Here is a 24917-nt window from a genome sequence, read left to right on the forward strand (position 1 = left end):
TTTGAGGATGTATTATTTATTTTTACTGGCAAGACGTTTCCTGATCGTGCTTACAAATTCTTTAGAAACCCCAAGATAGGAAGCTATATAATATTGCGCCACACGTTGCGGAATGGTGGGATATACCCTGATAAATTCCAGGTAACGTTCTGTTGCCGGTTGGGAAATAGTGTTGATCAGACGGTTTTGCAGGGTAACTACATACCGTTGTATCATCATTCTGAAGGCCCTCTCAAACTTCGGAACTTTTTGCAGCAACTCTTCTTTGGTCTGCGGATTGAGCATATAAATTTCGGTATCCTCCAGGGTTTCGATAAAAACTTTAGACGGCGTCTGATTATTAAAAGAAGCAATATCTGTAATCCACCAGTCTTCAACGGCAAACAGAAGGGTTACTTCAAAGCCGTTTTCATCAAGATAATAAGTACGTACGCAGCCTTCTTTTATAAAACCTTCGAACTGGCAAATCTCACCTTCCCGAAGCAAAAGCGTCTTTTTGGGAAACTTCTGAAGCATCAGCAAATCTTCATAAATTTTTTCTTCTTCCGGGGTTAATGTGACAAATCGCGAGATGTTTTTGATGATATTTTGAAACATAAATTTATTTTACGGCTGCAAATTAGGGAAAAGTGTGTAAACTTCATTCTTCAGGAGCCCGCTTCCACCGCCGTAGTGGTCGATTACTTTCACATCTTTGTCCAGATTTTCACAAAAAACTTTGATCTCATTTTCGAATTCCTCATCCAGTCCTGAGCTCAGCAAAACAATATCTACCTGATTTTCTTCAATATAATCCCGGCAAACCATTTCATCACTCTGTATTTCCGCTTTCCAGCCGTCATTATTTTCGATAATTCTCTTTAATGTTTCAAGAATTTCCTGATTTTTTCCAATGACTAAAAAATTTAATGTTTTCATTTTTAATTGTTGTATCAAAGTTATTTTTTAGGAGCTATTCCCACTATCCACTATATCTTTTTTCCAGCTGCCTTATTCCATACGCAAAAAAAGGATGCCGTTACTATCGGGGCTAAGAAACAACTCTATATTACAAATGTTTGTTTCCGGTAATCCTCAGTTCATTCAGATCCAGCTGGGATTCTGCTTTTCGGATTTCGTCATCACTGAACTCTTTTTCCCTTTTAATCTTAAATAATTCTTTTCGCTGCAAGGCAAAAATATCAAGCATGATTTCGTGGTATTCGTTCAGGTCACTCCTTCTGTTGGTACACATTTCCAATGATTCCAGATGACTTTGCTGCTGTACGATATCGTTTTCAACAGTATTTTTAAAATTCTCCACCAGGCTGTTGGTTTCCAGACTGGACTGGTATTTTTCATTCAGCCGGTTGACGGCAAGATTATCCAGCCTGATCTGAATCGCCGCCTGCTGTTCGTGAGCAGGTAGAATGGGATCAATTTCCCCGATTTTGGTCAGCCTGATAATCAATGGCAGTGTCAATCCCTGAAAAACCAAAGTAACAAAAATAACGACAAAGGTGATAAAAATAATCAGATTCCGCATCGGAAAAGCAGTTTCATCATTCATCATCACTGGAATCGACAAGGCTGTTGCCAGCGAAACAACGCCACGCATTCCTGCCCAGCCAATAATCAGAGGGTTTTTCCATCCCGGACTTGGATCTTTCCTTATCTTTTTACTCAGCCACCTTGGCACATGCGCTACGGGGTAAATCCATAAAAGACGCACCACAATAACGATGAAACTGATAATCAGACCATATTTAATTCCTTCCATCAAAGATGTTTCACCCAAACCGTTGATGATATCCGGAAGTTCCAAACCAATCAGGACAAAAACCAGGGCATTCATCACAAAAATCAAGGTATTCCAAACGCCTGTCATATTGATTCTGGTCATACCGGTTTTGAAAATTTCATGGGAACGGAAAGACATAAACAGTCCGCCGCTTACTACAGCCATTACTCCTGAATAATGAAAATGCTCAGCTGCTAAAAATAAAACGTAAGGCGTAATCACCGTCAGGGCTGCATCAATCGCCGGAGTTGTCGGTAAAAACCGGTGAATGGCATAAAAAACATGGGCTCCTGCAATTCCTACCACCACACCCATTCCAGCTACCAGGAAGAATTGTCCCGTTGCTTCCTGCATCGAAAACATTCCTGTCATGACGGCTGCTAAAGCAAATCTGAAGACGATCAGTGAAGATGCGTCGTTGATCAAACTTTCGCCTTCCAGCATTGCAATGGTACGTTTCGGAACTTTCAGCCCTTTTAAAACCGTTGTGGCTGCAATTGCATCAGGAGGAGAAACAATTCCGCCAAGCAAAAATCCCATTGCCAACGTGAATCCCGGAATCAATGCCTGTGAAGCGAATGCTACAACAATGGACGTCAGGAAAACCAATCCGAAAGCCAATAACCCGATGGTGCGTTTCCATTTCCAGAAATCGTTCCACGAGGTATACCACGCAGCTTCGTACAATAACGGCGGCAGGAAAATGAGGAAAATAATGTCGGGATCCAGCTTTAGAACCGGAACACCCGGAATTAAACTGATTCCCAAACCTGCCAATACCAAAAAAATGGGATAAGCAATCCTGATGCGCTGCGCAAGCATTACCAGAAGCATTACGATAATTAAAAGTCCCAGAATTAAAAGAAGTTGTTCGTGCATAGTTTTTTTGTTAGATGCTGAATGCTAGATGTCAGATATCGAAGTTAAATTATAATTTGATGTCTAGCTTCAATTTCTAGTTTCTTGTTTCTTGTTTCTTTTACAAATGAATAAAAATTGAGGTTCTTTCCTTCTTTTCAAGGTTTTTTGTTTTATGGCCTTTACCCGAAATATCTTCCACTAAAAGAATTTCACCGGTCTGGAACTGTCTGATTTCTCCCAATGAAGTTTGTATCTCGACACCGCCGTCTAGAAGTACAATATACTGCCTCTGAGGAGCGTGATGAAAATCGTAATCATATTCCGCAGAAACTTTTCTGAATTGCATTTTTTTAACGTTGATATCATCAGATAAAAATCCAATGTCTCCCTGATCGGTTAACGGAATTTCGATATCTTCAAAATGGGATTCGCCGTTAATGTCGCTGAAGATTCTTGTCATTTTCATTTTGATGTAAGTTTTAGTTTAATATACTTTTTATTAGCCACGAATGCACTAATAATTTAATCCGTGTATTCGTGGCAGATAACTAATTATTTGAAAACAATAGAATTCGCGAGTTCTATTTCTTCCTGATTGATAGAATGTCCGAAGTTAGCATACACTTTTTCCGTAACATCTGCATTCATTTCTTTCAAAATATTGGCAGTTGCATACACTCTTTCCACCGGAACATGAAAATCCGGATTGCTGGTTCCGAGGAAAACCGGAGTTTTGGCAAAATCACCCTGATAATTCTCACGGTTTATTTTTTCACCGATCACTCCGCCAATAATTGCTACCGCTCCACCAAATCTCTGCGCATTTCTTGCCAAAAATTCCAATGTTAAACATGCTCCCTGCGAAAACCCGAAAAAGTAAATATTTTCAGCTTTAATTCCTGCATCCAAAGCGGTTTGAACCGTTTTTCCGACATTCTCAACAGCTGATGATAACCAGGGTTCATTTTGCTCAACGGGAGCCATGAATGAAAAAGGATACCAGGTTCCGTTGGTGGCCTGTGGCGCCAATAATGCATAACCTTCCACATTCAGATGTTGTGATAAGCTCAAAATATCCTGTGCGCTTCCTCCTCTGCCGTGAATCATTACTAAAGCTTTTTCAGCTTCATTCAATGATTTTCCTCCTGTTTTTATATCTAAAATATGACTCATTTTATCTGTATTTTTCTGTTGGATAATTAAATTTTGGTAAAACTCCCACCAAATGTTCTCTTTTCTCTTCAAATTGTGACGGCAGGCTCAGATGCTCTCCCAAAGATGCCAATTCCTCATCTATGTCGAAGCCCGGACCTGAAGTGGCAATTTCAAATAAAACCCCGCCCGGCTCTTTGAAATAGACGGATGTGAAGTATTTTCTGTCTTTCACTTCGGTATGCTGCAATCCGAATTTGTTTAATTTTTCAATCATTTCAAGCTGCGTTTCTGCATTTGGAGTGGCAAAAGCGACGTGATGAACTGTTCCTCTTCCTGCCAAACCTTTCAGGGCGTTTGGAGTGCAAAGCAGATCAACATATTTCCCCGGTTTATTTTCCGTTCCGAACCTGAATCTGTCTGAGCTTTCAGCTTTTAACTGATGGTCCATCTGGGTGGTTAATAAAGCAGCCGTCCTTTCGTAGGCATCCAGCCAGATTTCAACATGGTGAATTCCTTTAATGGCATAATCTTTCGGAATAAATCCGTTATAGTAACCTTTTCTGTCATCTTTATCATTAAAAACCAGTTCGAGACCTAATCCGTCAAAATCTTCCAGATACACAAAAACTTCACCGGAAAATCTTTGCTGAGGCTGTTTAAAGGGAATATTAAACTGTTCCAAACGGTTCGTCCAGTAGTCCAGAGAATCGATGGAGAGTGAAAAAGCCGTTGTATTCAGCATTCCTTTGCCATGCCTTCCGTTCACCAGACCTTTACCGTACGGAAAAGTGGTCATAATAGTTCCCGGAGTTCCGAATTCGTCGCCGAAATAGAAATGGTAAACATCGGAATAGTCAAAGTTGACGGTTGTTTTCACCAACCGAAGTCCTAAAACTCCGGTGTAAAAATCTATATTTTCCTGGGTGTCGCCGGTAACGGCGGTAACGTGGTGAAGGCCTGTGATGAGTGACATAGTGGTTGGGGTTTCGGGTTTAAAGTTTTGTGTTTCGGGTTCCGGGTTTCGAGTTTTGGGTTTAATGTTATCGTTGTTCGGGTTATTCTTCTTTTAACCAGACATCGTTGTATTCTTCGGGGTTGCGTTTGAATTGAGCATGAACGTAAGGACACAGCGGTACGATCTTCAAATTGTTCTCCCTGGCATATGATACCAGCTGGCTGAGCAATAATTTGGCAAAACCGTTTCCTGCATATTCATCATCAACTTCAGTGTGATAAACGGTTAGCTTATTTCCAATGACCGAGATGTCCATTTTACCGATTTTTTTATCATCTGAGAAAAGCTGAACTTCTCCTCTCACGTTTCCTAAAACTACTTTTGTTGTTTCCATATTGCTTATTGCTTATTGCTTATTGCTAAAATATAATTCTTATAAAAATGAAGGAATGACCTATGATAACTTCGGTAAGACTTCTTCTATTTTTTCACGTAATCCTTCGTGCTGTTTCGGAAGTTTTAAATTTGTTCCCAATTCATTTAAAGGTTCATCTACAGTAAATCCTGGATTGTCCGTTGCAATTTCAAACAAAATACCGCCCGGTTCACGGAAATACAAGGAGTAGAAATAATCCCTGTCGATCTTCGGAGTGATGTTTAATCCTGCAGACAATACTTTTTCTCGGAATTCCATCAAAACATTGTCATCTTTCACTCTGAATGCAACGTGGTGGTTGGTTCCTGCCGCATTTCTTCCTGCTAAAACCTTATCGTTTTCGATGATGTCAACAAGATTGGCAGTTTCAATGGCATCTGTGGCAAAACGATATCTTTCGCCTTCCTGTTTCTGTAAACCGTACCCGAAAATATCAGTTAAAACCTTAATGGTAGGATCTGCTTTTTTCAGGGTTAAAGTAATGTTGTGGAAGCCTTTCAAAGCGTTTTCATCCTGAATATCATCGGTTGTCCATACTTTTCTGTCATCTGGTGTTGAAGATTCTATGAACTGTAGCTGCAAGCCGTCAGGATCGTTGAATGAAATAAGTTTTTCTCCGAAAATTTCACCTTCTTCAACCGCTACATTAAATTGCGCCAACCTGTTTTTCCAGAATTCCAGGCTTCCTTTTGGAACTGAATATCCGATGTGGGTTGCCAGACCGGAACCGTTTGTTCCCTTACCAATTCCTTCCCATGGAAAGAAAGTGAGGATCGTTCCAGGAGTTCCTTCTTCGTTTCCGAAGTAAAAGTGATAGGTTCCCGGATCATCAAAGTTAACGGTTTTCTTTACCAGCCTTACGCCTAAAACCTGGGTGTAAAAATCTAAATTTCTTTTTGCGTTGTCTGCTATTGCTGTAATATGGTGCAGTCCTAATATTCTATTTTCCATTTTGCTGATTGTTTAATTTTTATATGACAAATGTATGGCGACAGGAAATGCTGCACATTTAACTAGTTTAATAAATTACATTTTAGGTTGTTTTACTTTTTTAAACCAGAATAATATATAAGTAAAACATTCAGAATAATGGATAAAGGGTATCTATATATGAATATCCTTAATAATATATATTCAAATACAGTAAAGACTCTTGAACAAGCTCAGAGTAACAAACCGGGCTTTATATATAATAATGAAAAACGAAAGTTCATATCAAGATTTACAGACGTAATTTTAAAATGTTTAATTTTTTTTATCAAAATGAACAAAAATTAAACTAGATTAATTTCTATCAGAGAAAACCTCACTAAATTTGCTAAAGAATTAAGAAAAAAAGTAAACAAATATTAACAACACCTTAAAAAAAGTAAATTATGAGTACATTAAAACTAAAAGACGGAACAGAGATTTTTTATAAAGACCAGGGAGAAGGACCGGTACTGATGTTTCACCATGGATGGCCTTTGTCATCAGACGATTGGGATGCACAGGTAATTTTCTTCCTTCAGAAAGGCTACAGAGTGATAGCGCACGACAGAAGAGGCCACGGCCGTTCCAGCCAGAATATTTACAATCATACTATTGAGCAATATGCTTCTGATGCAGCTGAACTGGTAGAATTTCTGGACCTGAAAGACGTAGTTCACATTGGCCACTCCACAGGCGGTGGTGAAGTGATCCGTTACGTAAATAAATATTCCAACGGCAGAGCGAAAAAAGCAGTATTGATCAGTGCTGTTCCGCCGGTAATGGTAAAAAGCGAAAGCAATCCTGACGGTGTTCCAATGGAAGTTTTCGACAATATCAGAGACCAGACCCTTAATAACAGAAACCAATTTTACCTTGATCTAACGGTTCCTTTCTACGGATATAACAGAGAGGGTGCCGATGTAAAAGAAGGAATCCAGAAAAACTGGTGGAGACAGGGACTAATGGGCGGAATTGTTGCTCACTACGATGGCATCAAGGCGTTTTCCGAAACAGATTTCACAGAAGACCTGAAAGCAGTTGATATTCCGGTATTGGTTCTTCACGGAGAAGATGATCAGATTGTTCCGATTGAAAATTCGGCCATCAAATCTGCAAAATTACTGAAAAACGGTAAACTTATTACTTATCCGGGATTCCCTCACGGAATGCCGACTACAGAGCATGCAACAATTAATAAAGATCTTTTGGAATTTATCCAGGCGTAATAAACTTATTATAGTATAGAAAGGTGAATCTTTTGATTCACCTTTTTTATTTCCCACAGATCTCACAGATCTGCACAGATGTTTATGCTATCCTTTTATTCAGAGTGCTAAAATTATGAAGCAATCATTCGTGTAATCTGTGAAATTCGTGGGAAGAAATTAGAAAACTGTTATGTGATTCATCTTCTTTTCTATTGCCACTGATCTCACGAATTTACACGGATGCTTTATGTTTGCGGGAAAAATTAGAAAATAAAATCTTGCCATATGCCAAGATGTACAAAAAAATTAAAACATAAATTCGAGTCAGTATATCGCCATACAAACCCTCTAAGACAATCATTAAATATTTTGCTTAAAATAGTTTAACATCCTTAAGGAAACTAAAAAACAATCTATATGGAAAATTATAATAATACAATAGAGCTGGATGCTCATCCGGAAAGTATATTTAGTGCCCTGACCAATGGCATACCCTTTTGGTGGACAGAGATGTTTGAAGGTTCTTCAAATGAACAGGATAAATCTTTTACCGTTCGTTTCGGGGAACAAATTTTTAAAAAATTTAAAGTACAGGAGCTGATTCCCGGTAAAAAAGCAGTATGGTACGTGGAAGATTCATTGTTAAATGTCCCAGGATTAAAAAATCAGAAAGAATGGATCGGTACAACCATTATTTGGGAAATCACCGAGAGCAAAAGCAGAACAGAATTACATCTTACCCATGTCGGATTACGTCCCGATATTGAATGCTACGATATCTGTACAGACGGATGGAAACAATTCACTGCAAGCCTGAAATTGTACCTTGAAACAGGGAGAGGTAAGCCTTTCTGAATCAAGAGCAGTCATCAACGGAAGCGGTATCATAGACGGTTAACGCAATCTACAATATCCTTTTCAATTGCACAAAACCCAAAGACTATAAAAGAATCCTATCTACAAGTTCGGAAAATCAATTCTGAAAGATATAATCATTCTTTATTCTGAAATAAGAAGCTAAAATATCAATGCTCCAACCCTTTAAATCGCTACATTAGCACCGAATTAAAATGCGTTGAGATTTCTATGAAAAATATGTTCTTTGTATTGCTTATTTCAATGGTACAGCCTGTACTGGCACAAACTAAACTTGAAAAAGCACTTACCAGTCTTGAGAATAATTACGGACAGGAAAAAGTATACTTACTTACCGATAAATCACAGTATGCAGCCGGGGACAAAATATGGTTTAAAAGTTTTGTATTTGATGGGTACAACCGTTCTGCATTATCTACTACTCTATTTGTTGAGCTGTACAATTCTGATAAAAAAATTATAGACTGGAAAACGGTACTCCTGACCAATGGTGAAGGAAGCGGAGATTTCCAACTGAAAGAAGACCTTCCCGAACAGGTGTATTTTGTAAGAGCTTATACGCCTTACATGACCAATTTTAACGAAGATTTTCAGGTGGTGAAAACCATTCCGGTGTACAATCCCAGCTCCAAAGAATCTTTGGTGATCTCTAAGAGCTCCGACTGGTCTGCAAAAGCCTTTCCGGAAGGCGGAACTTTCATTAACGGGGTTCCTTCGAAATTTGCCGTAAGATTATCCAGCAACACTTCCCTGCCGGAAAACTGGTCCGGAAAAGTGATAGATACCCAAAATCCCAACGTCCCTGTCACTACATTTAAATCTTTTGACAGAAATGTTGCCTCATTTAAAATAACGCCTGCTTCAGGAAAAAAATACCAGGTAATTATCCAGGACAATGCAGGAAAAAGCCAGACTATAGATTTACCTCAGGTTGCAGACAGCGGCCTCAATTTGCAGGTGTACAGCTCTAAAGAAGGGATTAAATATACCTTAAAAGGCGTCAACCTGAAACAACAGCTTCAAAATTATAAGATTATAGGAACCATCAATAATCACCTGGCGTATAAAGCCAATATCAATCAGCTAACCAACGAAGCTTCAAGTCTTATTCCTACAAAAATAAGCAATGGAGCTAACGGTATTCTGCAATTAGCCATTTTTGATGACCAGGACAATCTGGTTGCCAAAAGGCTTTGCTTTATAAAACCTGGCAACTTAAAGATTGAGAAAGCAGAAATTGTAGGCCAGAACATAAAACAAACCCCAAGATCTTTTAACAGCATTGATCTTTCCCCCGAGTCTTATTTTAAACATTATACCGTTTTGGTAAGTGAAGACGACGGCACCCAGAACCCGGAAGAAGAAAATATACTGAGCGCACTTTGGTTAACGGGAGATTTTACTTCAAAAATAGACAGTCCCGCACAATATTTTTATCAAAATGCCAATACTGAAGCTTTGGACGCACTCCTTATTTCTGAAAGCTGGCAGAGATTTGACTGGAATTCCTTACTTAGCGGAGCTGTGCCCACCATAAAAACCATTTCTCAACCCTATCTTTCTTACAAGGTAAAGCCTATTAAAAATGGGTCCATGCTGATCAACACCCCTGTAAACTTAGTATTGAGATTAGGTAAAAATGAACCTTCCATTAATCAGTTTATCACAGATCAAAACGGATATGCTTATTTAAATAACATTAACAATGATGAACCCCTGAATGTTTCATTGTTTGTAAATTCAGAAAATGATAAAGAATCCGGCACTGATAATCTATTCGTCACTGTAGAACCATTGGTAAATCCCGTACCCTTTAAAGGCAATTTCCCGGGAACAAAATATACATTAGTAAAAGCCGGTGAAAATAAAACCGTTGCTCCAATCATTTCCAGGGCTATCAACACCCAGAAAAATACAAAAAAGATCGAGAATGCAGATGTACAGATTGAAGAAGTAAAACTGGTAGGAAAAAAGCAGGATCCCAAAGAAGAGCTGGATAAACAACTGTCCACAGGAATGTTTAGCTCTATGAATTCCACTATATTCGATTTCGTGAATGAAGACCAGCATATTGCCGGATCCAATAATATATTTGACTGGCTGCAGGGACGGGCGGCCGGTTTAACATTTCAACGGAATAATTCAGGAGTTAATGTTCCTTATATCCGCAATCAGCAGGCTAAGTTGTATTTAGACGAGACGCCTACGGATCCTTCAATGATTGCCAACCTTCCTGTCAACAATATCGCTATGGTAAAAATTCTTAAAGGAGCCGGATTAATAGGTGATGCAGTACTCATCTACACCATGAAAGGCAATATGAAATCCAAAAGCAATGAAAAAGAAGCACAGAAAAACAATTCATCTGTGATAAAAGGATATGATAAACCTTCGGAATTTCTTGTTGAAATGCTGGATAATGATGATCCGGCAAAGAAAATTGAAAACGATACCCGGGAAACCCTTTACTGGAATCCTAATTTATTCGACAGCGATTATGTTCCTCCAAGAATAAAATTCTTTAATAACGACAGCGCCAAACAATACAGAGTACTCATCATAAGTTTTGATGAAGATGACAATCTTCTGTATGATCAGAAAATCTTTAAATAACAGAGTTTTCCGGATTAAAAAGCCTTTCAGTTTTCCTGAAAGGCTTTTTGTTATTTAATTCAGCAGTTTTATTTTTTTAAAAGTTTTTGAAACCCGGATAGGAACCGTCGGGCGGACCGTTTTTTTAACGCAAAGGTTTTAAAAAACTCTTTTGATTTTAAAATATGCACTATAGTACATAATATTTTTTGATGTTTTTCATTCACTTTGACTTATGAATAAATCATTAGACGAAATAGAAAGATTTGTTATAAAACGTATAAAAGAAATCCGCGAAACAAAAGGTGTTACTCAAGAAGAACTCTCTCTTTCGATTGGTAAGAATATCGGATTCATTTCACAGATAGAAGCCCCTTCTAAAAAAGCTAAATATAATTTAATTCACTTAAATTTAATTGCCATAGCATTAGGTTGTTCAATTAAGGACTTCCTACCTGATGAACCAATTAAAGAGAAGAAATACGATATTAAAGAAATTAAAACAAAAAAATCTGACGAGAGTTGGGATTTTGTTTTACCATTTTTTAATAGATAAAAGTAAACAATCTTTTAATTTTAATTTTACTGAAAATATATTCGTCTAATGAACGAAATATATACAAATCAAATTAAAAATTCATCACACAAACATAAATTCTATTAAATAATTTTTTTTTATTGTATGAAAATATTTACTTTTCTAAAATAAAATCAATTATAAAACTAAAACTTTAAAAACTTAAGATGGATGTAAATAAATTATACGAACTAAGGAGTAATTTTATCATAATTGGATTGACTGGTAGGATGAGAGGTGGAGCAAATCAGCTAACAGAAATTCTATGTAATTCGGACAATCCTTTTACAAATGATAACCTTAAAACAGAAATAGATTTTATAAAATCACAAAACTTAAATGAGGGATTAAAAAATGAAATTCTTTGCAATTTCATCAATTTCAATAATGGAACTATTAAAAATTGGAATAAATTTGAACTTCTTGAATATAAAAAAGTCATTTTTTTTAATTTTTTGTTTGATTGTTATAAAGAGGAAGGTGATTTTTTACTAAATATTCCAACAAAGATTATTCAATTAGGATCATATAGAAATTTTGAATATGAAAGATTCGGATCAACTATAGAAAGTACAAATTTTATTTTAGAAAAAGTAAAAGTTTTTTTTAATGAAACCAATGTCAAAACTTTCCTTTTAACATTTAACTTTTCTTGTGAAACTTTAAAGGAATGTCTACAATCAAAAAATAGTAAAGAAATTTATGATTTTTTCTTTCATTCGAAATTCACAAAAATAACAAGTGATTTCTTTTCTTTACTTGATTCACACAGTCTAATATTACGCCAACGGTTCATACAATCTCTTTCATTATATTATAGATTAAATGGGAGAATAAATATTAATGAAATAGTCAATATTGATAAAAAAATAAATGAAGGAAAATATGAATCATCATTAGAACATATTTATACTATTGCAGAAACAATCAATAGATTAATTAAAGCATACAGAGATGTAAATGATAATAAATGCAATATCATAATTGATTCACTTAAAAACTCATTTGAAGTAAATTTTTTTAAAGAAAGATTTTCCGGGTTTTATTTAGTAACTGTGAACAAGAAAGAGAAAACAAGAATTATAGATATTGAAAATAAAGTAAAATCCCTATACTTGAATGATTCCGAAAAAGCTGATAAAGAGTTTAAAGAGAACAAAAATTTTGACGATAAAGAATACCGAACTGATGATTTCAAAAATGGTTTATTTAGTTCACCCGATGTAGAAAATTGCATCCAAAAAAGTGATTATCATATTTTTATCGATGATGATAATTTACATAATAAAAATATAGACGCCATTATGTATAAAGAGGACAGTGATGATTCAATGATTCATACCGAACATGATGAAGAAACATTAAATAAAGGTGAATTAAAGAATTATTTTACCTATAAGTCATTAGAGTTACAATCTCTAAAACTTATTTGCTTAATTAAACAACCTGGATTGATTACTCCTTCTTCGATCGAAAGAATAATGAATATTGCTTTCAATGCTAAATTAAATTCAGGGTGTATTTCAAGACAAGTAGGTGCCGTTGTTACAGATAGCTCATTTTCTGTTAAAGCAATAGGATGGAATGAAGTTCCTGAAGGACAAACGCCATGCTCACTAAGAAATATTTACGATCTAAAAAATGATAAAAATTTATCAGCTTTCACTAATTATGAAAAAAGTAATACTATAGTTGGCACATATAGAAATGGAAAAACTTTTAAGCAAAATGCTACTGAAAATTTAGCTCCCGAAATAGAAATTTTAGACAAATTACAGGAAAGAAGTTGCTCTTTTTGTTTTAAAGAATTTCATAACTCTTTTGAAGGAGAAAAAAACCAAGTACATACCCGATCCTTGCACGCAGAAGAAAATGCCATGCTTCAAATAACAAAATATGGTGGCCAACCATTAAAAGGAGGAAATCTGTTTACAACAGCGAGTCCTTGTGAATTATGCTCAAAAAAAGCCTTTCAGCTTGGCGTTAAAAACATATTCTATATAGATCCTTATCCCGGAATTGCGAAAACTCAGATTCTTGGTGGTGGTAATATTTCAGATAATAACCCTAACCTTTTTATGTTTCAAGGAGCAATTGGAAAGGGGTTTAATAAATTATATGAACCTTTTATGTCAATAAAAGATGAAACAAAAATAAGATCAAATATTAGGCCTCTTAAGGTAAAGCCTAAACAAAAAGATTTAGATAATATGTTAGCTGAATTTACAACAGAAGAAGTGGTAATGGCACTTGATAGAATTAATAGAAAGAAAACTGATGGAATAATAGATTTTTCTAAAACTGATAAAAAAACAAACACATAATTATCAACATTTATAAGACTATTAAACTTACTAATGTATCCCCACTACAGCACGAATCTCTTCGTATCGTTTTTAGCATTAAATATCCTTGTCAAGGTTTAAAACCTTGACAAGGATGCAAAAAACTCTCTTTCCTTTGCGTGACCACTATCCTTCAAAACAAACTCCCCAAATATTCCGTTTGATTCTTAAATTTGACTCATGCGAAAGAATTCCAAAACGATAAAATCAGCTTCCATATCTATCATAGTGGGATATATTGGGAAAGACTCATTAACTGAATTTTTAAGAATTAGTTGAATAAAAAAACACCCTTTAGTTAGGGTGTTAATTTTTTAAGAGCCAATTGGAACGCAAGAACATACGCAATCATAAATACCCTGGTCTGGATCACATACGTATATAGATTCACATTTGAGATAGTGTTTAGCTGGACATACAATTGGATTATCAGCACCCTTAATTGCTTTTAAATTTTCTCTTGAAAGTTTTTTGAATTTTTTCATGCTTAAATTTTAATTTGTTCAAAGCTAAATATACATAAATTCTTTATTGTGTGAATAATAAATTCCATACTCTCTGCTACACAAAATTTTTACTTTCTGTTGGAAAGTAAGGCTTACTTTTTCTATTCTTCAAAATCTCCTCAACAATAGTATCAAAACAAAAACGATCATCTCTCAAAAGAAAACGCTAAATATTCCGTTTAATTCTTAAATTTGGCTCATGCGAAAGAATCTTTATTTCATCATTATATTATGTTCTCTTACCAGCTGCTATACTTATCAGGTAAAGAAGCCAGCGGATCCGGCGGCCAACGATAAGCAGTCTAAAAAGAATACAGCAATGGCTAATAATACTGCCAACCCAATGAAAAATGCAGCTGCTGAATCCCAAAACCCACAGCCAATGCCCGCCCCGGTGAATGTTCAGGAGAAACTTGCCGCCGGTAAAAATGTGAAAATAGATGTGGATGGCAGGAGCTACAAAGTAATTGTTGATAAGTGGGAAAGCGACAGCCTGGTAGCACACCCGGTTCATAATCCTAAAAAAATCCTGAAATTCCATAAGAACCAGATCAATGGGGAGAAAATTGCAGAAAAACGCTTTTCGCAGCCCATAGCAGATATTATTACCGTAGTGGCTTATGCCGCCATTGGTGTCGGAATTTATCTTCTTGTCCGGTAATTTTCAATAAACAGCCTGGAAAAACATACCGGGAATTAGTAAAAAGCCCCTTACAAAGCCTGTAGGCCTTATCAAAGCGTCTCCGGGCACTTCCCCAACCATCCGGAGGCACTTGCCCAACTGCCGATACCCCTTAAGGAACGGCCGATACCCCCTTACCCAAGGGGGTAAAACCACTTGCAAAACGGTCTCCCGGGGCTTATCAAAGGGGCTTCAGGCCGTTATTAAAGACCTATTGGCCCTGTCACACTCCCTGAAGACGGTTGTGAACGGGGTGCGGACATATCTGATAAGATCATTAAACAAAAAAATGATCAATCTAACTTAAAAAAGAAATACACTACCGCCGCCCACTCTTTTCTGATGCCTTTAGCATAGCCAATAGTACTCCGGCTGCTGTTTTCCACAGTTCCATCGTCTTTAATGTACCCAATGGTGGAACGGCTGCTGTTTTCTACTGTCCCGTCTTTTTTTACATAACCTACGGTAGAACGGCTTTTATCTTCTATGGTGCCATCACTTTTAATGTAACCGATGGTCGAGCGGCTTTTATCCTCGATCGTCCCGTCTGACCTGATGTATCCTACGGTCGAGCGGCTGCTGTTCTCGATGGTTCCGTCCGGCTTGATGTAGCCCGTTGTACTCCGGCTTCCCGATTCTATAGTTTGTGCACACACAATGGAAAGATTCAGTAAAAGGAAACAGATCAATAGAGTTTTTTTCATGGTTTTTAATTTTTTATACTTAAAACAGGTAATGTAAAATACGGATTTATAGAAGAAAATCAGGTACCTGTTCAGCATATCTGTAATTGTTTTGGAATCTGTCTTCTTTCCCGTTAGTTTTAATGCACATTAGCACTGTCTTTAGTAACGGTTGAGGTATCGGAAACTTCAGGTATTACACGGATGGTATCAGACTTTCTATCGTTTACGGTAGATTTCTTGTCAACCTCATTTCTGTATTGGGTTTCAGATTTGGTGCAGCCTGCAAAACAAAAAGAATGATGATAAAAAATAGTTTCATAAGAATATAAATTTTGGTTACCTCAAACTTAGAAAATTAAAAAACGCATTTTTATGATCTGGACCACATTACAGCAATTAATAATTCATTATTGGTTCCGGTTACATGGATACACAATAATAATTTCTGATATAGTCAGTACTTTCATTTTAATATAGCTATTGCTTCCATCATATTATTTGAACGCAGGCTGATTATGACGCCGATCATAAAGTAGCCGATCAGAACTTTATACCTTTGATTAAAGGGGTTGGTAATATACTGTCGTCAATTGACCCAAGTCATATTAACTTCCCTGTTTATTCCCGAAATTAGGTTGGTATAAAGAGGAACTTACGGAATATGAACCTAAGGAATCCACAATTTGATAAAGCCAGAGAAAAATTCTCTGGCTAAAATCCCGGACCGGAACTGTTAAAGCTATTTAAATTATGAATCTTCAAAAAGATTTACTGGAATTTATAGGCCTTCATTTAAAGAAGCAAAACGAGACTGTTTCTATTGCCGAAAGCGTAACGGCAGGCTTTTTACAGTTTTCGTTCTCACAGATAAAGGATGCTTCAGAACTGTTTAAAGGCGGCCTTACGGCCTATACCCTTGAAGAAAAGGTGAAGTTGCTGCATGTAGATGAACATGAAGCCAGGCTATGTGACTGTGTTTCCCCTGAGATTGCCGGGACCATGGCATTGAATGTCTCTCACTTATTCAATACAGACTGGGGAATTGCCGTCACAGGATATGCAACTCCTGTTGAAGAATCAGGCTACAAGCTTTTTGCTTACTTCTCTTTTGCCTACAAAAGTGAAATTCTTCTTTCCAGGAAAATGGATCTCTACCACAGAAAAGAATCGATAGACGCCCAGCTATGCTACAGCGAATTCATTCTTGAATGTCTGAAAGTGGAAATGGAGAAGCAATCTGTACAATAAAGAAAACTACAATTTAAAATATATAAAGGATTTACAAGCAATACGAAATATAATAACAATGAACGGCGTAATTATACAATACTTTCACTGGTATTATTCAGGATCTCTCTGGAACGAATTTTCCGGCCAGGCAGAACTTCTAAAAAATCTCGGATTCACAGCGGTATGGTTCCCGCCTGCTACAAAATGCAGCCTGGGGAAAGACGGAAGGGGCTATGACACCTACGACCCGTATGATCTTGGCGAATTTGATCAGAAAGGAGGAATCCCCACCAGATACGGGACAAAAGAAGAATACCTGGCCGCCATCCAAAAGGCCCATGAAGCAGGTTTGTCCGTATATGCAGATATAGTCCTTAATCACAGGATGGGAGGAGATGAAGAGGAAAACATTACAGTGCATGAGGTGAGCAGTGAAGACCGGAATCAAGTTCTTACAGCCCCTATGGAAGCCTCAGCCTTTACAAGATTTACTTTTCCTGGAAGACAGGGAAAATATTCTGATTTCATCTGGGATCACCAGTGTTTCAGCGGAATAGACATCATCACCCAAAATGGAGAAAAAAAGGAAGGCATCTTTAAAATTCATAACGAATACGGAACAGACTGGACGGACGCAGTAAGCCACCAGTTTGGAAACTACGATTATCTGATGGGCGCAGATATAGAATACAGAAATCCTTATGTAGTACAGGAAATGAAAAACTGGATCCGATGGTATTTTGAAACCACAAAAGTGGATGGAATACGTCTGGATGCCCTAAAGCACATTTCTTCCGATTTCCTTAAAGAATGGATCACTTACATTAAAACAGAACTTGACCCGGATTGCTATATTTTAGGCGAATTCTGGAAAGATGAAGCTGAGAAAATCTCCTATTTTTCAGATAAAATGGATGATCTTATCTCCTGTTTTGATGCGCCTTTACACTATAATTTCTTTGAAGCTTCAAAAGAAGGTAGAAATTATGATCTCTCTCAAATCTTAAAAGGAAGTTTCCTCGAAAAAAAACCGGTATTTTCCGTATCTTTTGTTGAAAACCATGATACGCAGCAGCTTCAGGCACTGGAATCATCAGTACAGGACTGGTTTAAACCGTTGGCCTACGCAGTTATCCTCTTATCCGAAGACGCCTATCCCTGTGTATTTTACCCGGACCTTTTCGGGGCAGAATACACCGATATCCGGGATGATCAGGAAATAAACATTACAATTCCGAAAGTGGAAGCTTTGCCCAAACTCCTGGAAGCAAGGCAGAAGCTTGCGCATGGTGAACAGGTTAATTATTTTGATCATCCCAATTGTATTGCCTGGATCCGCAAAGGCAATCCTGACAATAGCGGATGCATAGTGATATTATCCAACGGCGATGAGGGCTTTAAGGAAATTAACATTGGACAAGAATATGCTCATTTCAAATACAGGGATTTTCTGGAACACCGAAATGAAGAAATCTCAGCAGATGAAAACGGGAAAGCAACATTCCGGGTAAATCCCGGATCGGTAAGCGTCTGGTACAGCTTTTCTCCGGAAACAAACTAAGGTAATCCCGGCCCATATTTCCGGAAAAGGTGCATGAAAACCTGGAATGAATATCCTTATCCAAACATTTAGTTCAAACTGTCATTTCCCTTTTGAACAAAATCATTCCACTGCCTGTTCAGATATACAATGGCTTCCTTTTTCTGGTCTTTATTCAGAGAAGAATAATTAACGGAGTTAAAGACAAGCTTTTTAAGTGCTTTCACATCCAGTTCCCAGTACATAAAAGCTACCCAGAAATCATAGCTGAGGCCTTCATAGCCATATACCGACGGATCGTCGCTGTTAATGGAGCACTGCACGCCGTTGCTCAGTAAAACCCTTGCAGGATGGTTCCTCAGATCGCTTACATAGCCCAGAATCTGGTTGCTGATGGGGCTTACCTCTACCAGTTTGTTCTGCTTCTTAACCTCTTCCATGGTGGCAGGGAAATAGATCAGGTTAAGGCCATGCCCTATCCGCCGGTTATTCAGCAGGGAAACATCCAGGATATTTTTATTGAAAACAGAATTGCTTTCGCCGGCATGAAGGAAAAGAGGCATGTCTACCCCATATTTTTTAGAGAGTTCGTTCAGCTTCATCCAGTCTTTCTGAAATGAATAAATGCTGTTTCCGGCAGCCTCATCCGCCACAAGATCAAAACCCGAAATCATGTCCGGGAATTCTTTTTTGAGCTCAAAAGCAGTTTCAAGCTGCTTTTCCACACTCTTCGGATCCAGAAATTTAAAGCTGGAGTAAATTAATTTTAAGCTGAATTCCGGATTCGTCCGACGGACTTGCTTAAGAACGTCCTGCAGATCTGTAATTGACATTTTTAAAGGATATTTTCCATGCTGAAAATCGTATAGTTCATCAAATATAAACCTGATTTCCACATGCTGCACATGATCTTTGGCCAGATCCTGGAAACCTTTTAAATAATATTCTTTGAAGAAAGGACGGTAAGGCAGCAGGAGATTGATACGCTTGAAACGTTTCTCAAACTCTACCCAGTAATCCGTATAGGTACAGAGCTTATCCCTTTTCAAGGTAAGAAGATCCTGCAGTTCTTTTTCAAAACCAGGATTCGAAGTCAGTTTTTTATCCAGGCTCACAAATCCTGCCGGAACATTTTCCCTTGCAAAGAAAGCCAACTGCCCGAAAATATACTGTTCATTATCCTTCTGATCGTAAACATAGCATTCCTTATATTTTCTTGCCGCCGAAATCACCCATTTTACATCTGCCAGCCCTCCGCTGTGGCTGTGCAGCAATCCTCCTTTCGGCATCGTCCGGATGATTTTAAACAATCTGCTGGTTTCAATCAGGGGTTTCAACTCATTAAAAGAGCTGTTGAACAGGGATATTTTTTGTGTTTCTGCTTCGGTAAGGACTTGTTTTCTCAGCTGAAACAGTTTTTTATCCAACGCTATTTCCGCATCCGATAATTTTATATCTGCATCAAAAGCAAGGGCTTCGTTCTTCTGCTCGGATAATTTCCAGTCCTGAGCATAGGTAGATTGTCCGGCCATTTTATTCTGACCGCCGAAAAAAGGAAATCCAAGGAGTAAAATATAAGTAAGATATCTTTTCATATTAATGTGGGAACTTGTTGTGCATAGGTGCTGCAGTTATCATTAAAACAATTCTGCTGAAAAGTTTCAATAAAACTACAAAGTTAATGCATACCACGCAATTCTACCAGAATATTTCACAAACGGACTTAAAAAAAGCACTGTAATGATACTCTACAATGCTTTTCAAACTGGTTATGAATACAGCTATCAGTTTTCCAGATGATTATTCTTTAAAAACTCCCCTATTTTGTTCCATTCGATCTGCCCGGCAATGGAATTGGAATTCGCATCAAAAACATGTTCACCGTAAGGAATTTCAACATAGGAAACCGGAAGCTTCAGCTCCTCTGCTCTTTTCACAAACTTCCTGGTAGCTTCTACATTCACAACGTGGTCTATTTCTCCGGCAATAATAAATGTCGGGGAAATCCCTTCCGAAAGCTGGTCTATCAAATTCAGCTGTGCATACCGCTGTGGAAATTCAGAAGGAGAACCTCCAAGGTATTTTCTCGCCGCATCTTTGAGGTCGATATTTTTTTTCTCATCTATTTTCTGCCAGAGTTCGAATAAGCTGACCGGCGGATAAATAGCAATAACTGCTGCCGGAAGCGGTGGTTGCAGAGAATCATAAGGCTTTGCAAAACCTTTCCTCAGTCCCAAATCTGCCTGCATCACTAAAGCCGCTCCCGCAGAACCGCCAACCAATACCAGTTTGCCCGGATCAACATTGAACTTCTTTGAATTTTTTGCAATAAACCCCATGGAAGTCACTACGGAATTTACAGCAGATTCCCAATTCTGGCGGTCATATTTTCCCAAAGGATAATCAATAGAAAAAACAGTATAGCCGTGATCTTTAAACCAATTGGCTGCATACCCCACCTGGGTTCTGTTCCCCTCAATGAAGGCACCCCCATGAACAAGAATAACAGGAATTGTGGGTTTTGAAGACTTTTCAGGATAGAAAACATCCATATGCTGTTTTTCATTGTAAATAGTAAGATAAGAATGGGTTTCATCAGGCTTTACGGGTTCTTTCTGACTTTTTAGCCCCTGAGAAAATGAACCAAGGGTTTTATATTTTCTGGCAGTAGACAACATCACCGCCGTGAAATAAACCTGGGCAAGAAAAAACAGAACCGAAAGGATCAGATTAACCCTCAGTAGCTTCCGCCAATACTTTCCATATCTATAAAAAAAGAAACAGATCACTAGTAATACCAGCCCTAAAACCACAAACTGGGAATTGAACTGAATGGTAAACGAACTGCTGTAACCGCTCAGGAGCATCGGCGTTTTCAGATACACCGAAATCATGGGAATAACCAGTAACAACAGGATAATGAAGAGCAAAACGGCAAAAAATATAGTTAAAAACTTTTTCATCATGCTAAAATTTATAGGTTACCGTAAGATAAGCGGAAGTAGGCGGAATGGCAATAGTGAAGTAAGGTGTATTATTGGCTACTGCCGAATTATATTCTGCCTGGGTAAAATTTTCGAAACCGGCAAGCTGCTGCTGAAGCGTTCCCGGTCTTTGATAGCTCATCACACCATACTTATTAAACACATTATTCACATTCACCAGCATACTGATGTTTTCATTTAAATTATACCCTATTCCAAGGTCAAACTGGGAAAATCCGGGCAGTTTATAAACATTGGTGTTACTTCCTTCCCTTTTACCCATATAGCTCCACGTTACAAATCCGTAGGCTTTGCCGACTTTCAGATTCGGGGTGACGTGGGCCATAATCTTCGGGGTATAGGCAATTGTAGTTCCCGAATACGAGGAAACAGTATCATCTGAAGGACCGGCATTTCCCAGATTCCATAAATATCCTTCTTTAACTTTCGGGTTTTGCAGGGTAAGCACCGCTCTGATATTGAAATTATCAACAGGCTTTATATTGGTTTCCAATTCAATACCGAAGGTTTCGTTTTTATTGTACAGGGACGGTGTGGTATAGAATCCGCCTTTGCCGTCATCCGCCATAAAGCTGTAAGGAATATTGCTCAGTAAACTGTAAAACGGGGTTATAAAGGCATCAAAATAAGTGGTTTTGGTTTTAAAGCCCATTTCCACCTGCTGTGTTTTTCGGGATTGCGGGTTTAATAAGTCTATAGTTTCCGGCCTGTTGGCTGCAAAGAACATATCAAGATCCGGAGATTTGCTGCCTTTGGAATATCTGGCATATACCGCTACGTTATTATTGAATTTATAATTCAACGCTGCTGAATAGGAAAAGTTTTCCAGCTGTCTGCTATAGGCAACATTGGTAAGCTTCGTTAAAGCATTGTTATTGTACAGGGTAAAAATGTTACCATCCGTCCCTCCGTTTTTATCTGAAAACAGATAGGTTCTGGTATTATCCCCTTTGATCCATACTTTTTCATACCGGATTCCCCAATCTAGGGTCAGGTGATCCGTGATATCCCAGGTATGCCCAAAAAATACAGCTCCCTGCTGCTGCCTGGCTTTGAATTCAATCAAATCTCCTGTACTGCCTGCTGCCTGTGCAAAACCGTCATTATTGGTCAGCTGGTAAACGCCAGGTTTTGTAAAATCTAAAGTAGTGACACCTGTTAAACTTACATTCAGCATTCTCGGTCTGTTTTCCAAAGTCGTAAGCCCTATCCCGTTGATTCCTGAAAAACGCCATACATCAGAATAGCCGTAATATCCACCAAACGAGAAATTCATATTGTTCCATTTTTTATTGATGGTCAGCTGATTCATGGATTCTTTTACTTTATTTTCATAAAAATTGAGCGCCGACATTACAAATGAATTATTCTGGATCGATTGACCCGGAAGCTGGTTTTTGGTGATCTGGTAAACCGGCAATCCTCCCGCTCCCAGGGTAGCATTCACACTGGCAAGTTCCTGTCCTGTAAGTGCATCCTTAAAAGAGTACGTCCCGACTCCCAATCCGCCAACTAAGAAATAAGAGGTCATATCATCCAGTGAGGTAAGAAAAGAATTTCCCACACTGTTCTGCACCACATCATTATCAGAATATTTGCTTGCAAAGAACAGCTTCCAGTCATTTCCCAGATTATGATCCCAGTTGAGTCCTACGGAACGGTATTTATTGCTTACCAGGCGACCAGAATTATAATCTACATTGCCTCCATGAATAAAATCCGGAGAATTATACTGCAGCTCCGGAATAAGCATAGATGAACTGCTGTTGAACCCTTCTGCCGGTTCGGGAGACGTATAGTTTCTGGTAGGAATCAATTGTGCATAGCCATTTCTGTCATCCAGGTATTTAAGGAAAACTTTAAGGCTTCCTTTATTGTATTTCTTTACAATATTTGCTTTTACCTGGCCTCCGTTATTAAACGGATAGCCTGCATACCGGGCCCCTAAATCATACCGGTAAAAACCGCCTACGTTAAAAAACCAGTTATTTCCCAAAGGTCCTCCAAAGTCGGCATCTAATCTATGATACCCTGAATTATTAGCTCCCTGAATTCCATATTTTGCACGGATCTCCCCCTCAAATTTATTGCCTCCCGTTTTGGAAATATAATTGAAAATTCCTCCCGGTGCGTTGGCCGCCGTAATAGAGGCAGGTCCTCCTCTTACCGCATCAATCTGTGAAATTGTTGCATCTGCTCTCAGGAAAAAATCCGGGCCATAATTATAATAGGTGGTATTGGTTACCGGCAAACCGTCTTCCTGCATCGATATGTATTCATAAGCAAATGTACCGTCCGCAGAACCGGCACTGATTCCTCTTGAGCTTACATTGTTCCTGATCTCTCCCAATGATGAGTTCACGTATACTCCGGGAACGTTTTTCAGCAGATCTGCAGCACTTACAGGGACCTGCTTCTCAATGACCTCGCTTTTCAGAACCGAGATAGCCACGGGGGCATTCATCCTTGTTCTTTTATCAAATACCCCGGTCACGATCACTTCATCAATATCTTTTGCTTTCGCTGTATCAGCTTCTTTTTTCTGGGCAAGCAGGTTTGAGGAGGCGGTCAGAAAAAGTATGGCTGCAGTTATTTTTGTATTTAAAAATCTAGTCTTCATATGTTTAACAGTTAATTTGTACCATATTTTTTAAGCCATTCCGCCACATTGGTGAATACGGTCTGTTCATCTTCCGGTAGTTTTGTGATGAGATGCCCTGCTCCCGGAACTACTATCATTTTATACTGCACACCCTTAGCTTTCAGGGCATTTTCCAGGATGTAGGCCTGCTGAATAGGAACAACTTCATCTTTATCACCATGGATAATCATAGTGGGAATCTGATTCACAAATTTTGCAGGGCTGGTTTTGACGTAAGCATCGGGAATCTTATCGCCCGGACTCCAAACAGCTTTATTACCTGACATTTTATCCAGAACTTCTAAAAGGTTCGCTGATTTTATATACTGCAAGGTCTGAACATCTGTAAAATCCACCGGACCACACATTTCTATTATCGTTTTAATCTGTGGATTCCTGGTATAGGCATACATCAGTGAAACATGGGCTCCCGAGCTTCCTCCGGAAATTGAAAAGCCGTTTTTCCTAGTATTCCATTCTTTGGAATGAGAAGACAGATACTTTACAACATTATCAATATCGTCCAGAAGCTCCGGAAGATGGGTGTCCGTAAGATTGGCGTATCGGTAATTCAGATTGGCAACGGCAATTCCCTGTGAAAGAAGGTATTCGGAGATTTTTGTATCATAGGTTTTGTCACCCTGCGTCCAAGCTCCTCCGTGGATATGAACAAGAAATGCGGTTTTCGGGCTTCTGTCTGCAGGAAGGTAAACATCCATCACATTTCTTTCGTGAGAGCTGTATTTTATGTTGGTAAGCTTTTCCTGCTTCTGATTTGCGGAGACTATTTGAGTGCTTCCGCTATTTTGTGTGAAGCAGCCTGTTGCCAATAATCCAATGGCCAGAACTGCAATTTTAAAATAATTCATT

Annotated in this window: 22 protein-coding genes; 8 read left to right on the forward strand and 14 right to left on the reverse strand. The window is 38.2% G+C overall.

The features are described 5' to 3' along the window. Positions 1-12: 12 nt before the first annotated feature. The 8 genes from BUB03_RS02605 to BUB03_RS02640 form a co-directional block, all read right to left on the reverse strand. Positions 13-597 carry a Crp/Fnr family transcriptional regulator gene (locus tag BUB03_RS02605; RefSeq protein WP_040994165.1) on the reverse strand — a complete coding sequence of 195 codons (585 nt, stop codon included), beginning with the start codon at positions 595-597 and terminating at the stop codon, positions 13-15. Between the two features lie 9 nt (positions 598-606). Beyond that, positions 607-918 (reverse strand): hypothetical protein, encoded by a 312-nt coding sequence (locus BUB03_RS02610; RefSeq protein ID WP_073060083.1) that lies wholly within the window; start codon positions 916-918, stop codon positions 607-609. 130 nt (positions 919-1048) lie between these two features. Beyond that, positions 1049-2659, reverse strand: a complete 1611-nt coding sequence (locus BUB03_RS02615; protein WP_073060086.1) for a Na+/H+ antiporter — start codon at positions 2657-2659, stop codon at positions 1049-1051. Between the two features lie 100 nt (positions 2660-2759). Next, positions 2760-3107 (reverse strand): cupin domain-containing protein, encoded by a 348-nt coding sequence (locus BUB03_RS02620; protein ID WP_040994161.1) that lies wholly within the window; start codon positions 3105-3107, stop codon positions 2760-2762. A gap of 86 nt (positions 3108-3193) precedes the next feature. Further along, complete coding sequence (locus tag BUB03_RS02625; protein WP_073060088.1) at positions 3194-3814, reverse strand: alpha/beta hydrolase; 621 nt, start codon at positions 3812-3814, stop codon at positions 3194-3196. 1 nt (position 3815) lies between these two features. Beyond that, positions 3816-4769 (reverse strand): VOC family protein, encoded by a 954-nt coding sequence (locus BUB03_RS02630; RefSeq protein WP_073060091.1) that lies wholly within the window; start codon positions 4767-4769, stop codon positions 3816-3818. Between the two features lie 82 nt (positions 4770-4851). After that, positions 4852-5145 carry a GNAT family N-acetyltransferase gene (locus BUB03_RS02635; RefSeq protein ID WP_073060094.1) on the reverse strand — a complete coding sequence of 98 codons (294 nt, stop codon included), beginning with the start codon at positions 5143-5145 and terminating at the stop codon, positions 4852-4854. A gap of 60 nt (positions 5146-5205) precedes the next feature. After that, a complete protein-coding gene (locus tag BUB03_RS02640; RefSeq protein ID WP_073060097.1) occupies positions 5206-6138 on the reverse strand; it encodes a ring-cleaving dioxygenase in 933 nt (310 codons plus the stop codon). A 425-nt stretch (positions 6139-6563) separates the two neighbouring features. Between BUB03_RS02640 and BUB03_RS02650 the strand changes: the two genes are divergently transcribed. The 5 genes from BUB03_RS02650 to BUB03_RS02670 all read left to right on the forward strand — a co-directional run bounded on the left by BUB03_RS02650 (position 6564) and on the right by BUB03_RS02670 (position 13736). Next, positions 6564-7385 (forward strand): alpha/beta fold hydrolase, encoded by an 822-nt coding sequence (locus BUB03_RS02650; protein WP_073060102.1) that lies wholly within the window; start codon positions 6564-6566, stop codon positions 7383-7385. 399 nt (positions 7386-7784) lie between these two features. After that, complete coding sequence (locus BUB03_RS02655; protein ID WP_073060106.1) at positions 7785-8222, forward strand: SRPBCC family protein; 438 nt, start codon at positions 7785-7787, stop codon at positions 8220-8222. A 231-nt stretch (positions 8223-8453) separates the two neighbouring features. Continuing rightward, a complete protein-coding gene (locus tag BUB03_RS02660; protein ID WP_073060109.1) occupies positions 8454-10856 on the forward strand; it encodes a hypothetical protein in 2403 nt (800 codons plus the stop codon). A 214-nt stretch (positions 10857-11070) separates the two neighbouring features. Next, positions 11071-11391 (forward strand): helix-turn-helix domain-containing protein, encoded by a 321-nt coding sequence (locus BUB03_RS02665; RefSeq protein ID WP_073060113.1) that lies wholly within the window; start codon positions 11071-11073, stop codon positions 11389-11391. A gap of 188 nt (positions 11392-11579) precedes the next feature. Beyond that, positions 11580-13736 carry a cytidine/deoxycytidylate deaminase family protein gene (locus BUB03_RS02670; protein ID WP_073060117.1) on the forward strand — a complete coding sequence of 719 codons (2157 nt, stop codon included), beginning with the start codon at positions 11580-11582 and terminating at the stop codon, positions 13734-13736. A gap of 335 nt (positions 13737-14071) precedes the next feature. On the opposite strand, the gene BUB03_RS21755 is transcribed toward BUB03_RS02670, so the two are convergent. Continuing rightward, entirely contained in the window at positions 14072-14242 is a 171-nt protein-coding gene (locus tag BUB03_RS21755) for a bacteriocin-like protein (RefSeq protein ID WP_155859086.1), read from the reverse strand. Positions 14243-14462: 220 nt separating this feature from the next. Here BUB03_RS21755 and BUB03_RS02675 point away from each other — a divergent pair, with 220 nt between their 5' ends. Continuing rightward, a complete protein-coding gene (locus BUB03_RS02675; RefSeq protein ID WP_073060120.1) occupies positions 14463-14924 on the forward strand; it encodes a hypothetical protein in 462 nt (153 codons plus the stop codon). Positions 14925-15238: 314 nt separating this feature from the next. On the opposite strand, the gene BUB03_RS02680 is transcribed toward BUB03_RS02675, so the two are convergent. Continuing rightward, positions 15239-15649: a 5-fold beta-flower protein gene (locus BUB03_RS02680; protein ID WP_073061282.1), complete on the reverse strand. Its 411-nt coding sequence runs from the start codon at positions 15647-15649 to the stop codon at positions 15239-15241. A 732-nt stretch (positions 15650-16381) separates the two neighbouring features. On the opposite strand from BUB03_RS02680, the gene BUB03_RS02685 reads away from it, so the two are divergent. Together BUB03_RS02685 and amyA are read left to right on the forward strand one after the other, a co-directional pair. Beyond that, complete coding sequence (locus tag BUB03_RS02685; RefSeq protein WP_073060122.1) at positions 16382-16879, forward strand: CinA family protein; 498 nt, start codon at positions 16382-16384, stop codon at positions 16877-16879. 58 nt (positions 16880-16937) lie between these two features. After that, positions 16938-18422, forward strand: coding sequence for an alpha-amylase (gene amyA / locus BUB03_RS02690; RefSeq protein ID WP_073060125.1), 1485 nt, complete (start codon positions 16938-16940; stop codon positions 18420-18422). Between the two features lie 68 nt (positions 18423-18490). Here the strand turns inward: amyA and BUB03_RS02695 are convergent, their stop codons facing one another. The 4 genes from BUB03_RS02695 to BUB03_RS02710 form a co-directional block, all read right to left on the reverse strand. Then, complete coding sequence (locus tag BUB03_RS02695; protein WP_073060128.1) at positions 18491-19996, reverse strand: amidohydrolase family protein; 1506 nt, start codon at positions 19994-19996, stop codon at positions 18491-18493. 189 nt (positions 19997-20185) lie between these two features. After that, positions 20186-21364, reverse strand: coding sequence for an alpha/beta hydrolase (locus BUB03_RS02700; RefSeq protein ID WP_175547473.1), 1179 nt, complete (start codon positions 21362-21364; stop codon positions 20186-20188). A 4-nt stretch (positions 21365-21368) separates the two neighbouring features. Next, positions 21369-24026 (reverse strand): TonB-dependent receptor domain-containing protein, encoded by a 2658-nt coding sequence (locus BUB03_RS02705; RefSeq protein WP_073060134.1) that lies wholly within the window; start codon positions 24024-24026, stop codon positions 21369-21371. 11 nt (positions 24027-24037) lie between these two features. Further along, complete coding sequence (locus tag BUB03_RS02710) at positions 24038-24916, reverse strand: prolyl oligopeptidase family serine peptidase (RefSeq protein ID WP_073060137.1); 879 nt, start codon at positions 24914-24916, stop codon at positions 24038-24040. Between the last annotated feature and the right edge of the window lies 1 nt (position 24917).

The sequence above is a fragment of the Chryseobacterium oranimense genome, from assembly GCF_900129755.1.
Taxonomy (GTDB): Bacteria; Bacteroidota; Bacteroidia; order Flavobacteriales; family Weeksellaceae; genus Chryseobacterium; species Chryseobacterium oranimense.

What these genes read in the sequence shown, in the direction of transcription:
- BUB03_RS02605 (WP_040994165.1), bottom strand. Translation starts at nt 597, where the DNA reads ATGTTTCAAAATATCATCAAAAACATCTCGCGATTTGTCACATTAACC.
- BUB03_RS02610 (WP_073060083.1), bottom strand. Translation starts at nt 918, where the DNA reads ATGAAAACATTAAATTTTTTAGTCATTGGAAAAAATCAGGAAATTCTT.
- BUB03_RS02615 (WP_073060086.1), bottom strand. Translation starts at nt 2,659, where the DNA reads ATGCACGAACAACTTCTTTTAATTCTGGGACTTTTAATTATCGTAATG.
- BUB03_RS02620 (WP_040994161.1), bottom strand. Translation starts at nt 3,107, where the DNA reads ATGAAAATGACAAGAATCTTCAGCGACATTAACGGCGAATCCCATTTT.
- BUB03_RS02625 (WP_073060088.1), bottom strand. Translation starts at nt 3,814, where the DNA reads ATGAGTCATATTTTAGATATAAAAACAGGAGGAAAATCATTGAATGAA.
- BUB03_RS02630 (WP_073060091.1), bottom strand. Translation starts at nt 4,769, where the DNA reads ATGTCACTCATCACAGGCCTTCACCACGTTACCGCCGTTACCGGCGAC.
- BUB03_RS02635 (WP_073060094.1), bottom strand. Translation starts at nt 5,145, where the DNA reads ATGGAAACAACAAAAGTAGTTTTAGGAAACGTGAGAGGAGAAGTTCAG.
- BUB03_RS02640 (WP_073060097.1), bottom strand. Translation starts at nt 6,138, where the DNA reads ATGGAAAATAGAATATTAGGACTGCACCATATTACAGCAATAGCAGAC.
- BUB03_RS02650 (WP_073060102.1), top strand. Translation starts at nt 6,564, where the DNA reads ATGAGTACATTAAAACTAAAAGACGGAACAGAGATTTTTTATAAAGAC.
- BUB03_RS02655 (WP_073060106.1), top strand. Translation starts at nt 7,785, where the DNA reads ATGGAAAATTATAATAATACAATAGAGCTGGATGCTCATCCGGAAAGT.
- BUB03_RS02660 (WP_073060109.1), top strand. Translation starts at nt 8,454, where the DNA reads ATGAAAAATATGTTCTTTGTATTGCTTATTTCAATGGTACAGCCTGTA.
- BUB03_RS02665 (WP_073060113.1), top strand. Translation starts at nt 11,071, where the DNA reads ATGAATAAATCATTAGACGAAATAGAAAGATTTGTTATAAAACGTATA.
- BUB03_RS02670 (WP_073060117.1), top strand. Translation starts at nt 11,580, where the DNA reads ATGGATGTAAATAAATTATACGAACTAAGGAGTAATTTTATCATAATT.
- BUB03_RS21755 (WP_155859086.1), bottom strand. Translation starts at nt 14,242, where the DNA reads ATGAAAAAATTCAAAAAACTTTCAAGAGAAAATTTAAAAGCAATTAAG.
- BUB03_RS02675 (WP_073060120.1), top strand. Translation starts at nt 14,463, where the DNA reads ATGCGAAAGAATCTTTATTTCATCATTATATTATGTTCTCTTACCAGC.
- BUB03_RS02680 (WP_073061282.1), bottom strand. Translation starts at nt 15,649, where the DNA reads ATGAAAAAAACTCTATTGATCTGTTTCCTTTTACTGAATCTTTCCATT.
- BUB03_RS02685 (WP_073060122.1), top strand. Translation starts at nt 16,382, where the DNA reads ATGAATCTTCAAAAAGATTTACTGGAATTTATAGGCCTTCATTTAAAG.
- amyA (WP_073060125.1), top strand. Translation starts at nt 16,938, where the DNA reads ATGAACGGCGTAATTATACAATACTTTCACTGGTATTATTCAGGATCT.
- BUB03_RS02695 (WP_073060128.1), bottom strand. Translation starts at nt 19,996, where the DNA reads ATGAAAAGATATCTTACTTATATTTTACTCCTTGGATTTCCTTTTTTC.
- BUB03_RS02700 (WP_175547473.1), bottom strand. Translation starts at nt 21,364, where the DNA reads ATGAAAAAGTTTTTAACTATATTTTTTGCCGTTTTGCTCTTCATTATC.
- BUB03_RS02705 (WP_073060134.1), bottom strand. Translation starts at nt 24,026, where the DNA reads ATGAAGACTAGATTTTTAAATACAAAAATAACTGCAGCCATACTTTTT.
- BUB03_RS02710 (WP_073060137.1), bottom strand. Translation starts at nt 24,916, where the DNA reads ATGAATTATTTTAAAATTGCAGTTCTGGCCATTGGATTATTGGCAACA.